Here is a 13,107-nt window from a genome sequence, read left to right as displayed (position 1 = left end):
GCTAATTCCATCAGGTTATCGGAGGGTCGATGGCGTCCCCGCTTTCCGCCCAACTCGTCGGCCGGCTGCGCTTCCGGCACCTGCGCCTGATCGACGCCCTCGCGCGCACCGGCAACCTGCACCGCGTCGCCGCCGAGATGCACGTCACCCAGCCGGCGGCGACGAAGATCCTGCAGGACGCCGAGACGATCCTCGGCGCGCTGCTGTTCGAGCGCCTGCCGCGCGGCATGGCGCTGACCGAGATAGGCGGCTTCGTCGCCGACTATGCCGGGCGGCTGCTGCGCGAGACCGACAGTTTCGCGGAAGGGCTGGGAAACCTGAAGGCGGGCGGCTTCGGCGCGCTGTCGATCGGCGCGATCATGGCGACCACGCCCGGCCTCCTGCCTCGCGCGGTGGCGGAGTTGAAGCAGCGCCGCCCGCTGATGACGATCCGGCTGCTCGCCGCCACCAGCGACATCCTGCTCGATGCGCTGAGCCGCAACGAGATCGCGCTGGCCGTGGGGCGCTTCACCGACGCCAAGGACGCGCTCGCCTTCGACATGGAGCCGCTGGCGCATGAGGAACTGTGGATCTTCGTGGCGCGGGACCACCCGCTGGCGGCGCGGCCCTTCCTGACGCTGGCGGAAACCGCGCCGATGCCGTGGGTGCTGCAGCCCGGCAGCAGCCCGATGCGCGAGCTGATCGACCGCACCTTCGCCGAGCAGGGGGTCGGGGTGCTCAACAACTGCGTCGAGACCACCTCGATCTTCGCCACGCTGCATCTGGTGCGCGACGCCGGCATGATCGCCTGCCTGCCGAAGTCGATCCTCACCGACAGCGTGGCGCGCGGCGCCTTTGTGCGCCTGCCGATCGACCTTTCCACCCAGCTCCGCCCGCTCGGCATTATCACGCGCAAGGGCGAGAAGCCCTCGGCCAACGCGGCCGATTTCATCGACGTGTTGCGTTCGATGTCGCTGCCGGGCGCCGACGGACGGCCGGCGCCCGTGTAAGCGCGACGCTGCTCAGCCCTTCGGCTCGTCGTCGGGATGGCCGAGTTCGCAGAACCAGCCGCCGAGATATTTGACCGAAGGCCGCGCCGGATCGGGAACGGGGGTGCGTGCCTCCACCGCCGCGCGGAACGGCTCGGAACTGTCCTGCGGGATGAAGCCGAGATGGTTGGCGCCGCGGTTGTCGACCGTCTTCACCTTGTTGTCGGACATGCCGAACGAGATGGTGTGGCCCACGCGCGGAGCGGTGAGCGAGGCCTCGACCAGCCTTATGCAGTCGGCGAAGGAAAGATAGGACCAGAGCATGCGCCGGTCGGCCGGCTCCGGGAAGGACGAGAAGATGCGCAGGCACACCGACTCGATGCCGAACTTGTCCCAGTAGAGCCGGCTGAGGCTCTCCACGAAGTTCTTCGACACGCCGTAGAGGCTGTCGGGCCGCACCGGCGCGTCGACGCCGATCTGGGCTTCCACCTCGTGATAGCCGATGGCGTGCACGGAGGAAGCGTAGACCACGCGCTTGGCGCCGTGTTTCCGGGCGCCTTCATAGATGTGGTAGGAGCCGCGGATATTGGCGTCCAGAATGGTCTGCCACGGGCTTTCCAGCGACGCCCCGCCGAAATGCACGATCGCGTCGCAGCCCTCGGTCGCGGCGATGGTGGCGTCCATGTCGGCGAGGTCGAAGACCGCCTCCTCCTCATGCGCCGCGAGCGCGCCCAGCGGTTCGCGCGCCGCCAGGCGTATCCTGCCCGCCAGCGGCGCCAGCGCCTTCCGCAGCTCCGAGCCGAGGCGGCCGGCGGCACCGGTGATCAGGATGCGTTCATACTGCGGCATGATCTACTCCACATGCGCGACGGCGGCCTTGATGCGCGCCACCGCCTCGGTGAGCACCTCCTCGCTGGTCGCGGTGGAGATGCGGAAATAGGGAGACAGGCCATAGGCCACGCCCGGTACCGACGCCACCCGCCCCTCGGTGAGCAGATAGGCGGCGACGGCGGCATCGTCTTCCAGCACCACGCCGGCGGGCGTCTTGCGGCCGATCAGGCTGGCGCAGCCGATATAGGCGTAGAAGGCGCCTTCCGGCGGGGAGAGGGTCAGTCCGTTGATCCCGCCTATGCCCTCGACGACGAGGTCGCGGCGCGCCTCGAAGGCCTTGCGGAAGCGCGCCACCTCGTCCTGCGGGCCGTTGAGCGCGGCCACCGTCGCCGCCTGCGCGATCGAGCAGACCGAGGTGACGGACTGGCTCTGGATGGTCGCCATCGCCTTGACCAGCGGCGCCGGCCCCGCCGCGTAGCCGACGCGCCAGCCGGTCATGGCATAGGACTTGGAGACGCCGTTGACGATCAGGCTACGGTCCTTCAGCTCCGGGCAGGCCTTGCCGAAGGACACGAAGGCGCGTCCGTCGAACAGGATATGCTCGTAGATCTCGTCCGACAGCACCAGCACCTGCGGGTGGCGGGCCAGCACGGCGCCCAGCGCCGTGAGGTCGTCCTCGGAATAGACGGCGCCGGAGGGGTTGCCCGGCATGTTGAGGAACAGCCACTTGGTCTTCGGCGTGATGGTCCGCTCCAGCAGTTCCGGCGTCAGCCGGAAGCCGGTCGTCTCGGGGCATTCGACGATGACGGGAGTGCCGCCCAGCAGCTTCACCATCTCCGGATAGGAGACGAAATAGGGCGCGGGCAGGATCACCTCGTCGCCGGTCTCCAGCGTCGCCATCAGCGCGTTGAAGATGATCTGCTTGGCGCCGTTGGCCACCACGATGTCGTCGGCGGTGACGTCGAGGCCGTTCTCGCGCCGGAACTTGCCGGCCACCGCCTCGCGGACCTCCGGCGTGCCGGTGGCCCCGGTGTAGAGCGTCTGCCCGGCCTTGGCCGCGGCATAGGCCGCCTCGATGATGTGGGCGGGGGTCGGGAAATCGGGCTCGCCGAGGCCGAGGTCGATGACGTCGACGCCCTTGGCCCGCAGCGCCTTGGCCGCCTGCGAGGCCGCCATCGAGGCGGACGGCTTGACCACCGCGAGGCGCGAGGAGATGTAGCTCATCGGTCGTTCTCCGAAACATAGCCCTTGGACCGGTCCTCGGCCCGGGCATCGACGCTGCGCCTTGCGGGGTCGCCATAGCCACCGCCGCCCGGCAATTCCAGAATCAGCCGCCGCCCTTCCGGGACGTGCTGCCAGCCCTTGGGGCGCAGCTGCGTCCCATCGTCGAGCCGCACGACGCCCGGCGCGCCGTCGCCGCCGCCGTCACGCCCGCGCGCGGGGTGGCGGACCCGGTCGAACATGGCCGAGAAATCGAACTCGTGACCGTCCGTCGCGGCGATCTCGATCACTTGCCCGAGCCCGCCGCGGAACTCGCCGTCGCCGCCGGAGTCCGGGCGCAGCTCCTTGCGCCAGATGACGATCGGGCCGGTATGCTCGGTCGCCTCAATGGGCATGGTGTGCACGCCGGAGGGGAAGGCGGTCGCCGACAGCCCGTCGAGCGCCGGGCGCGCGCCCATGCCGCCGGAATTGAACATCAGCACCTCGGCGCGCCTTCCGGCGGCGCCGTTGGCGGGCCTCACCGAGATGTGGATGTTCCACAGCGCGGCGGCGCCTTCGGCGAGGATCCGGCCCGGCAGCGCCTGCGCCATCGCGCCCAGCACGAGGTCGGGCACCATGTGGCCGATCACGTGGCGCAGCGCCACCGGCGCCGGCCGGGCGGCGTTGAGGATGTTGGTCGGCGAGGAGACGGTGAAGAAGGCCAGCGAGGCGGCATTGTTCGGGATATCGGGCGCCACCACGCATTTGAGGGCGTAGCAGGCATAGGCCTTGCTATAGATGATGGGCACGTTGATGCCCCAGCGGCTCATCGGCGCGCTGCCGGAGAAGTCCACGTCGACGCGCTCGTCGTGCACGCTGACCGTCGCCGCCAGCTTCACCGGCTCGTCATAGCCGTCGGTGACCAGCTCGTTCGACCACGATCCCTTCGGCAGGGTCCGGATCCGCTCCAGCATGGCGTCGTGCGTGCGCGAGAAGATGAATTCCCCCAGCCCGTCCAGCGAGGCCAGGCCGATCTCGTTCATCATGTCGACGAGGCGCCGATGGCCGACATCGTTGCAGGCGGCGAGCGAATAGAAGTCGCCGATGACCTGGTTCGGCTCGCGGACATTGCTGCGCAGGATCCGGATCAGGTCGCGATTGACCGTGCCCCGCTCGGCGAACTTCATGATCGGGATCTGGATGCCTTCCTCGTAGACCGACTTGCCGTCGGCGCCGAAGCCGCGCCCGCCCACGTCCACGACATGCGCCGTGCAGGCGAAGAAGGCGACGAGCTCGCCGTTGAGGAAGGACGGCGACACCATGGTGATGTCGTGCAGGTGCCCGGTGCCCTGCCAGGGATCGTTGGTGACGTAGGTGTCGCCCTCGAACATCTCCTCGCGGGGAATCTCGTTCATGAACTGCAGTACGGCCTCGGCCATGGTGTTCACATGGCCGGGCGTTCCCGTCACCGCCTGCGCCAGCATCTCGCCGCGCGGGTTGAACACGCCGGCGGACAGGTCGCCGGATTCGCGCACCGAGGTGGAGAAGGCGGTGCGCAGCAGCGTCAGCGCCTGCTCCTCGACCACCGAGATCAGTCGGTTCCACATGACCTGCATGCGGATTTCGGCCACGTTGCTCATGCCGCGATCTCCTTGCGGACCAGAAGTATCCCGCCGTCGCTCTGCATGACCGCATCGAACGTCGTGGTAACCACCGTCGAAGTCTCGCGCTCGACGATCACCGCCGGGCCGGGAACGCGATCGCCGGCCGAGAGAGTGGTGCGCTCGACGATGGCGGATATCTGCGTGGTTCCGGTGGCGGGGTCGAAGACCGGGCGCGTCACGCCCGCCGGTACCGTCCGCGTGCCGGTGGTGATGGAGTGCTTTTCGGGCGCCGGGCGCTCGTCGCTCGCCTTCACCGACCAGGTGACGACCTCGATCTCCAGGCCGTCGAGGCCGTCGATGGCGCGGCCGAAGAAGCGGGCATAGTTCCGGCGGAAGGCCTCGGTGAGGCCCGCCACGGCGCCGTCGCCGAAGGGTTCGTCCGCCAGCGGCACGGGGATTTCCCAGCCCTGTCCGGCATAGCGCATGAAGGCGGTGATCTCGCGCCGGATCGTGCCGCTGGTGCCGGCGCGCACGAAGCTCTCGGCGGAAGCCTTGAGGTCGGCCAGCAGCGCGTTCACCTCGTCGGCCCGGAACCGCGACAGCCGCACCAGCTTCGAGGCCAGCGCCTCGTAGCCGAAGGGCGCCTTGAGGAAGCCGATCGCCGAGCCGACGCCTGCTCCCTGCGGGACGAGGCAGCGGTCGAGGCCGAGCTTCTCGCACAGGCGGGCCGCGTGCAGCGGGGCGGCGCCGCCGAAGGCGATCATCACGTTGTCGGAGATGTTCTTGCCGTTCTCGACGGCGTGGACGCGGGCCGCGTTGGCCATGTTCTCGTCCACGACCTCGCAGATGCCGAAGGCCGCCGCCTGCGGCTCCAGCGACAGGCGGGCGCCGACATCGCGGGTGATCGCCCGCCGCGATGCCTCGGTATCGAGCCGGATGGCGCCGCCGGCGAAATTGTCGGGGTCGAGCTTGCCGAGCACCAGATCGGCGTCGGTGATGGCGGGGCGCTCGCCGCCGCGGCCGTAGCAGGCCGGGCCCGGCTCGGAGCCGGCGCTTTCCGGCCCGGTCTGGATGCGCCCCATGGCATCGACCCAGGCGAGGGAGCCGCCGCCCGCGCCGATCTCGATCATCTCGATCACCGGGATCGAGATCGGCATGCCCGAACCCTTGCAGAAGCGATAGGTGCGGGCGACCTCGAAGGTCCGCGCCGTCTGCGGCGCGAAGTCCTCGATCAGGCAGATCTTCGCGGTGGTGCCGCCCATGTCGTAGGAGACGACGGAATCGAGGTCGAAGCGCCGCGCGATGTCGGCGGCGAAGATGGCGCCGCCGGCCGGGCCGGATTCCACCAGGCGGACCGGGAACTCCGACGCCGTTTCCACCGAGATCAGCCCGCCGCCCGAATGGATCATGAAGACCGGGCAGGTCGCGCCCATGTCCTTGAGCCGGCTTTGCAGCCGGGCGAGGTAGTCCGCCATCTGCGGGCGGACATAGGCGTTGGCGCAGACCGTGTTGAAGCGCTCGAACTCGCGCATCTGCGGGGAGACTTCGGCGCTGATCGAGATCGGCACCGAGAGCCGGCGGGCGAGGATCTCGCGCGCCCGCCGCTCATGCGCCGGGTTCATGTAGGAGTGGATGAAGCCGATCGCGACGGCGCCGAAGCCGCCGGCGGCGATGGTGCCGGCGATCTCCTCGAGCGCGGCCTCGTCGAGCGGCTGCAGTTCCTGCCCCTCGGCGCCGATGCGGCCCTTCACGGTGAAGCGGTGCTCGCGCGGAATGAGCGGCGTGGGCAGCTTCAGGTTCAGGTCGTACTGCTCGAAGCGGTTTTCCGTGCGCATCTCGATGACGTCGCGGAATCCCTCGGTGGTGATCAGCGCCGTCTTCGCGCCGCGCCGCTCGATCAGCGCGTTGGTGGCCAGCGTCGTGCCGTGGATGACGAGGCCGATCTCGGCCGGGGAGATGCCGGCGTCGCGGGCGACGATCTCCAGGCCGTCCAGGATCGCCTGTTCGGGCGCGGCGTAGTTGGTCAGCACCTTGGTCGAGAAGATCGTCCCCCTGACGTCGAGGGCGATGTCGGTGAAGGTGCCGCCGATGTCCGCACCGAGACGGATGTCGTCAGTCCTGGAGGTCATGCGTGGGCCTTCTGCGAAGCGAGCGCAGCATCGCGCATCTGGGAAAGGGTCTGGCGGGGCGTCAGCGCCTCCGCCGATATGGCGAGTTCGAGGACCGCGCCGGTCGGCGAGGCGAGGGCCCGCCCGAAGGCGTCGGCGAAGTCGGCGGTCGAGCGGACGTGCTCGGCATGGAAGCCGTAGGCGCGGGCGAGTCCGACGAAATCGGGGTTCTCCAGCGTGGTGCCGGAGACGCGCGCGGGATAGGCGCGTTCCTGATGGGCGCGGATCGTGCCGTAGACGCCGTTGTTGAGCACCAGCACGATCGGCTGCGCGCCGGCCTGCATGGCGGTGCCGAGTTCCTGGCAGTTCATCTGGAAGTCGCCGTCGCCGGCGAAGCACACCACCGTGCGCCCGGGGAAGGCGACCTTGGCGGCGATGGCGGCCGGCAGCCCGTAGCCCATGGCGCCCGATTGCGGCGCCAGCAGCCGCGCGCGGCGGCCGAACCGGAAGAACTTGTTCGGCCAGACGGTGAAGTTGCCGGCGCCGTTGGTCAGGATCACGTCGTCGGGCAGGGTGTCGCGCAGCCAGGCGCTCACCGCCACCATGTCGACCGGGCTCGGCTGGGCCGGCGCCTCGAACGAGGCCTCGTACGCCGCCCGCGCCGTGCGCCGCCAGTCGCCCCATTTCCCCACCACCGGCGCCAGCGCCCCGGCGAAGGCGTTCGGGCCGGCGACGATGCCGAGCGCCGGCACATAGACCTTGCCGATCTCGCGATCCGACGCATGCACGTGGATCAGCCTCTGCCGCGGCGCTGGCACGGAAAGCAGCGTGTAGCCGTCCGTCGTCATCTCGCCGAAGCGGACGTTGACGGCGAGGATGACGTCCGCCTCGCGGATCAGCGCCTTCACATGCGGCGCCATGCCGACGCCGGCCTCGCCGACGAAGACCGGGGAATGGTTGTCGAACTGGTCCTGGTAGCGGAACGCCGCGACGACCGGGATGTCCGAGCCCTCGGCGAAGGCCTGGAGCGCCGCGCGTCCCTGCGCGCTCCAGTTGGCGCCTCCGATCAGCAGCAGCGGGCGCTGCGCCTGCGCCAGCGCGGCGCGGGCGGCCGCGACCGCTTCGCCGGCGGGCGCCGGCTCGAACAGCGTGGCCGGTCCGTCGAGCGGGGCGACGTCGGTGACGGTGCTCAGCATGTCCTCGGGCAGGGCGACGACCACCGGCCCAGGCCGTCCGGCCAGCGCCGTGGTCCAGGCCCGCGCGATGATCTCCGGCAGCCGGGCGACGTCGTCGATCTCCACCGCCCATTTGGCGAGGGTGCCGAAGACGGCGCGGTAGTCGAGTTCCTGGAAGGCCTCGCGGCCCTTCATGTCGGTGCCCACCTGCCCGACGAACAGGATCATCGGGCAGCTGTCCTGCATGGCGGTGTGGACGCCGATGGCGGCGTTGGTCGCGCCGGGGCCGCGCGTCACGAAGCAGATGCCGGGCGAACCGGTCAGCTTGCCGTAGGCGCTGGCCATGAAGGAGGCGCCGCCCTCGTTGCGGCACAGCACGTAGTCGAGCCGGCCGGCCGTGTCGTGCAGGGCGTTCAGAACCGCGAGGTAGCTTTCCCCCGGCACGCCGAAGCTCTTGGTCGCGCCCAATGCGATCAGGCATTCGACCAGAAGGCGCCCCCCGTTCCGCACCATGCGCTGATGTCCTCACAACGACGCCGGCTCGCGCCGGGTCTCACGCCCGCAACCGGACGGCACGGGGGCGGATGCCCTGCCGTGCCGCTTCGGATTTCCACTCGACCGTGAACCCTGGCGGGCCGCGGAGAAATCAAGAAATCCGGCCCACAGGAAAGTTCTTCTTTATTCAGCGGCATCCACGAGAACGCCGGGGTTCATCGTGCCGGAAGGGTCCACAGCCGCCTTGAGGCGTGCCATCAGGGCCCGCTCCTGAGGGCTGCGGATCGCGTCGGCCAGCGCGATCTTGGTGCGGCCCAGCCCGTGCTCGGCGGCGAAGCTGCCGCCCATCCCGGTGGCGAGCCGCGCCAGCGCCTCGCCGATCTGCGGGCCCTTGCCCTCGAAGCCGTCCCGTCCCTCGGGCGGCGAGAGATTGTAGTGGATGTTGCCGTCGCCCAGATGTCCGAACGGGTTGATGCGCACGCCCGGCAGGATGCCCTCGCACAGCGCCGCCCCCGCCTCGACGAAGCGGGCGATGGCGCCGGGCGGCACGGCGATGTCGTGCTTGAGCTGGTCGCCCTCCAGCCGCTGGCCTTCCGGCTGCTCCTCGCGCAGCCGCCAGAAATGCGCGCGCTGGGTTTCCGACATGGCGAGGGCGCCGTCGCCGACCAGCCCGTCCTCCATGCCCTTCTCGAGCGTGAAGGCGAGGATGTCGTCGAGCGGCACATGCCGCGAGCTTGAGGCGAGCTCCACCAGAAGATAGGCCGCGCCGCGCGTCGCGAACGGCAGCACGATCTCCGGCAGGTGCTTCGTGACGAGCGACATGCCGAGCCCGGAGAAGAACTCCAGCCCCGAAAGGAATTCGCCCGCTTCCTCCCGCAGGAAGGTGCCGAAGGCGACCATCGAGGCGAGGTCCGGAAAGGCCAGCAGGGCGGTCGCCCGCTGCTTCGGGGCCGGAAACAGCCGCAGCACGGCGCGCGTCACCACGCCGAGCGTGCCCTCGGAGCCGCAGAACAGCTTGCGCAGCGGGTAGCCCGCATTGTCCTTCTGCACGGCGCGCAGGCCGTCCCAGACGGCGCCGTCCGGCAGGACCACCTCGAGGCCGAGCACGAGGTCGCTCATCATCCCGTAGCGGCTGGCATGGCTGCCGCCGGCATTGGTGCCGACGAGGCCGCCGATCCGGGCGCTGCCCTCCGCGCCGAGATGCATGGGAAAGATGAGGCCGTGCGGTTCGAGCGCGTCGTGCAGCGCCGCCAGCACGACGCCGGCCTCGACGAGAATGGTCCCGCTGTCCCGGTCGGGAGCGCCGATGGCGTTCATGCGGGCGAGCGACAGGATCACCGAGTCCGGCCGGGCCGCGACGGCGGCGGCGCACAGGCCGGTATTGCCGCCCTGCGGCACCAGCGCGATTCCCGCCTCCCGGCAGATGCGCACGACGCCGGCCACCTCGGCCGTCGTCGCCGGCCGCGCCACGCCGAGCGGCGCGACGCCGTACCGGTCGAGCCAGTCGCGCCGGTAGGGCGCGGTGTCGTCTCCCGAAAGCCAGCCTTTCCCTCCGAGAAGGCCGGAGAGCGCCGCGACAGGGTCGGTCATGGGGAACCCGTGAGCAGGTGGAGCCGCGGCGGCGTCCGGCAGGAGGCGCCGGAACGAGGCGACGCGCGGCTCAGTGGTTCAGTATCTGCGAGAGGAACTGCCGCGTGCGCTCGTTCTGCGAGGCGGTGAAGAACGTCTCCGGCGGCGCTTCCTCGATGATCTCGCCGCGGTCCATGAAGATCACCCGGTCCGCGACGCGCCGGGCAAAGCCCATTTCGTGGGTCACGCAGATCATCGTCATGCCGTCGGCGGCGAGCGTCACCATCACGTCGAGCACCTCGGAGATCATCTCCGGGTCGAGCGCGGAGGTCGGCTCGTCGAACAGCATGATCTGCGGCTGCATGCACAGCGCCCGCGCGATGGCGACGCGCTGCTGCTGCCCGCCCGAGAGCTGGCCGGGATATTTCGACGCCTGCTCGGGAATGCGCACCTTCTCCAGGAAGCGCAGCGCCATCTCCTCCGCCTGTTGGCGCGGCAGCTTGCGCACCAGCATCGGCGCCAGCACGCAGTTCTCCAGCACGCTCATGTGCGGGAACAGGTTGAAATGCTGGAACACCATGCCGACCTCGCGGCGGATCTCGTCGATGTTGCCGACATCGTCGTTCAGCTCGGTGCCGAGCACGACGATCCGGCCGCTATTGTGCTCCTCGAGCCGGTTGATGCAGCGGATCATCGTCGACTTGCCGGAGCCGGAGGGGCCGCAGACGACGATCTTCTCGCCGCGCGTCACCGTCAGGTCGATGTTCCGCAGGGCATGGAAATTGCCGAAATACTTGTTCATCCCCTCGATCCTGAGGGCGATGTCGGGGTTCGGGGACTGAGCGAGGGTGGCCATGGGACGCATCCTTACCGTTCGCCGACCGACATGCGCCGTTCGAGGAAGGCGCCGTAACGGGACAGGCTGAAGACGAAGACGAAATAGATGAAGGCGATGAAGGTGTAGACCTCGGCATAGGCGAACCGCCATTCGCCGGTGCCGTAGGCCGCATTGCCGGAGGCGATGATCTCGAAGAAGCCGACGATGACCACCAGCGAGGTCTCCTTGAAGGAGATCACGAACTGGTTGATCGTCGCCGGCAGGGCGTTGCGCATGGCCTGCGGCAGCAGGATCCGGCTGACGCGCTGCCAGTAGCTCAGCCCGAGCGCCATGGCGGCTTCGCCCTGCCCGTGCGCCACGCCCTGCATGCCGCCGCGCACGATCTCCGCCTGATAGGCGGCGAAGAACAGCGCCGAGCCGACGATCACCCGGTAGAGCTTGTCGCCCTGGAGCCAGTGCGGCAGCGCGAAGGGCAGCACGATGGCGAAGGTGAACAGGATCGAGATCAGCGGCAGCGAGCGCACGGCGTCGATGATGAGGCCCGTCGTGCGCGAGATCCACGGCAGCTCGGAGCGGCGGAGCAGGGCGAGGACGATCGACAGCGGGAAGCCGATCAGGCAGGTGGCGACGAAGATGAACAGGGTCAGCGCGAGGCCGCCCCAGGATTCCTCGCCGACATAGGACAGGCCGAGCACGCCGCCCTTCATCAGCACGTAGAACACCGTCGTTCCCGCCAGCCAGATCGCGGCGATGCGCCGGCCGGTCCAGAAGGCGGGAATGCAGGAGAGCACCGTCATCGCCACCACCGCGACGCAGGCCAGCGCCGAGCGCCACTGTTCCTCATAGGGATAGAGGCCGAACAGGATGATGCGCCAGCGGGCGGCGATGACCGACCAGCAGGCGCCGGCCGCGCGGTGGCAGGCTTCGGCGCCCTGGCTGGGGTCGAACACGGCGGAGAGCAGCGCCCAGTTCAGCAGCTTCCACCCGACGAGGGCGATCAGGCCGAGCGAGAGCAGCGACACCAGCGCCTGCAGCGGGCTGGCGAAGAAACGGCGCCGCAGGTCTTCGAGCATTCCCGGGGCGGGCGGAGCAAGATCGGTCATGTCCTACCCCCTCAGCTGATTGCCCTTGAGGGCGATCGCCTTGTTGATGCGGTTGAACAGCGCGGCCAGGCTGAGATTGATGATCAGGAAGCCGGCCATCAGGATGCCGATGGCTTCGAGCGTCTGGCCGGAATGGTTGATCGTCAGGGCGACGATCATGAAGAAATCGGCGAAACCGACCGCGATGCCGAGCGTGGTGGCCTTCATCAGCCACACATACTGGTTGGCGAGGATCGGCAGCATCGCCCGCAGGGCCAGCGGCAGGCGCACGCGGGAGAACACCTGCCAGGGCGTGAGGCCCAGCGAGTTCGCCGCCTCCACCTGCCCCCTGCCGACGGCCTTGAAGCCGCCGCGCACGATCTCGGCGATGTAGGAGCCGCCATAGATGGCGATCGCCACCACCAGAGCGGTGAATTCCGGCGGCACGCGAAGCCCGCCCTGCAGGTTGAGCCCCCGGAGGGCCGGCACGTTCATCAGCGCGGTGTCGGGTAGGCGACCGAGGAACAGGATCAACACCGCGCAGGCGAGCGCGAGGATGGCTGCCGCGAGCTGCAGGGGGCGGCGCTGCTCGGGCGGGCTGCCGAGGCGCGCGGTGCGCCCCAGCCAGATCGGCAGGACGATGGCGGCGAGCAGCGCCACCATGGCGCCGGCGAAGGCGAGGCCGTGGACGTTGAGGATGGGAACGTAGAGGCCGCGGCTGGTCAGCGCGAAGCCCCACGCCTCATGCGCCTCGCGCGGCGGCGGCAGGTGGGTGATGAGTGCGTTCCAGAAGAAGACCTGCAGGATCAGCGGGATGTTGCGGAAGACGTCGACATAGGAGCGCCCGAGCAGGCGCGCCAGATCGTTCGAGGAGGTGCGCGCCAGGCCGACGACGGTTCCCACGATCGTCGCCGTCACCAGGCCGAAGGCGCCGAGGAACAGCGTGTTGATGATGCCGATCAGGAAGTACCACCAGTAGGGATCGGTGGGCTTGGCCGGCAGCAGCGAGAACGTCACTTCCCAGCCGGTCGGCTTGAAGAGGAAGTCGAATCCCGAGGTGATGCCCTGCGCCGCCATGTTCTGCTGCGCGATCAGGGCGCCGGCGATCACCAGCGAGCCCAGCGCGCCGACAAAGACGGCCTGCAACAATGCGTTGCGGGCCTTCTGATTTCTCAGCAGGCTTCCCATCGACCAACCTTCTTGCGGAAACGGACGGGGCTCCGCCCGGCCTGTGCCG

General features: G+C 69.4%; 10 protein-coding genes. 1 reads left to right on the top strand and 9 read right to left on the bottom strand.

Going from position 1 to position 13,107, the window contains the following annotated elements:
- The first annotated feature begins 29 nt into the window (after positions 1-29).
- Positions 30-989 (top strand): LysR family transcriptional regulator, encoded by a 960-nt coding sequence (locus STARVERO_RS18150; RefSeq protein WP_159600560.1) that lies wholly within the window; start codon positions 30-32, stop codon positions 987-989.
- A 12-nt stretch (positions 990-1,001) separates the two neighbouring features.
- Here the strand turns inward: STARVERO_RS18150 and STARVERO_RS18145 are convergent, their stop codons facing one another.
- From STARVERO_RS18145 to STARVERO_RS18105, 9 genes are all read right to left on the bottom strand, one after another.
- Positions 1,002-1,817 (bottom strand): NAD-dependent epimerase/dehydratase family protein, encoded by an 816-nt coding sequence (locus STARVERO_RS18145; protein ID WP_159600558.1) that lies wholly within the window; start codon positions 1,815-1,817, stop codon positions 1,002-1,004.
- 3 nt (positions 1,818-1,820) lie between these two features.
- Positions 1,821-3,023, bottom strand: a complete 1,203-nt coding sequence (locus STARVERO_RS18140; protein ID WP_159600556.1) for a pyridoxal phosphate-dependent aminotransferase — start codon at positions 3,021-3,023, stop codon at positions 1,821-1,823.
- Positions 3,020-4,639, bottom strand: a complete 1,620-nt coding sequence (locus STARVERO_RS18135) for a hydantoinase B/oxoprolinase family protein (protein WP_159600554.1) — start codon at positions 4,637-4,639, stop codon at positions 3,020-3,022. The genes STARVERO_RS18140 and STARVERO_RS18135 overlap by 4 nt, the downstream gene beginning before the upstream one ends.
- Positions 4,636-6,732 (bottom strand): hydantoinase/oxoprolinase family protein, encoded by a 2,097-nt coding sequence (locus STARVERO_RS18130; RefSeq protein WP_159600552.1) that lies wholly within the window; start codon positions 6,730-6,732, stop codon positions 4,636-4,638. Before STARVERO_RS18130 ends, STARVERO_RS18135 begins: the two co-directional genes overlap by 4 nt.
- A complete protein-coding gene (locus STARVERO_RS18125; protein WP_159600550.1) occupies positions 6,729-8,399 on the bottom strand; it encodes a thiamine pyrophosphate-dependent enzyme in 1,671 nt (556 codons plus the stop codon). Before STARVERO_RS18125 ends, STARVERO_RS18130 begins: the two co-directional genes overlap by 4 nt.
- Positions 8,400-8,564: 165 nt before the next feature.
- On the bottom strand, positions 8,565-9,971 hold the full coding sequence (locus STARVERO_RS18120) for an FAD-binding oxidoreductase (RefSeq protein ID WP_159600548.1): 1,407 nt from the start codon (positions 9,969-9,971) through the stop codon (positions 8,565-8,567).
- Positions 9,972-10,041: 70 nt separating this feature from the next.
- Complete coding sequence (locus tag STARVERO_RS18115) at positions 10,042-10,806, bottom strand: amino acid ABC transporter ATP-binding protein (protein WP_159600546.1); 765 nt, start codon at positions 10,804-10,806, stop codon at positions 10,042-10,044.
- Between the two features lie 11 nt (positions 10,807-10,817).
- Positions 10,818-11,891, bottom strand: coding sequence for an amino acid ABC transporter permease (locus STARVERO_RS18110; RefSeq protein ID WP_144341140.1), 1,074 nt, complete (start codon positions 11,889-11,891; stop codon positions 10,818-10,820).
- Positions 11,892-11,894: 3 nt separating this feature from the next.
- Positions 11,895-13,058, bottom strand: a complete 1,164-nt coding sequence (locus STARVERO_RS18105) for an amino acid ABC transporter permease (protein WP_144341139.1) — start codon at positions 13,056-13,058, stop codon at positions 11,895-11,897.
- Positions 13,059-13,107: the final 49 nt, after the last annotated feature.

The sequence above is a fragment of the Starkeya nomas genome, from assembly GCF_902703545.1.
In the GTDB taxonomy this organism is placed as follows: domain Bacteria; phylum Pseudomonadota; class Alphaproteobacteria; order Rhizobiales; family Xanthobacteraceae; genus Ancylobacter; species Ancylobacter moscoviensis.
The sequence above is the reverse complement of the archived record's forward strand: the minus strand, read 5'-3'. Positions and strand labels throughout refer to the sequence as shown.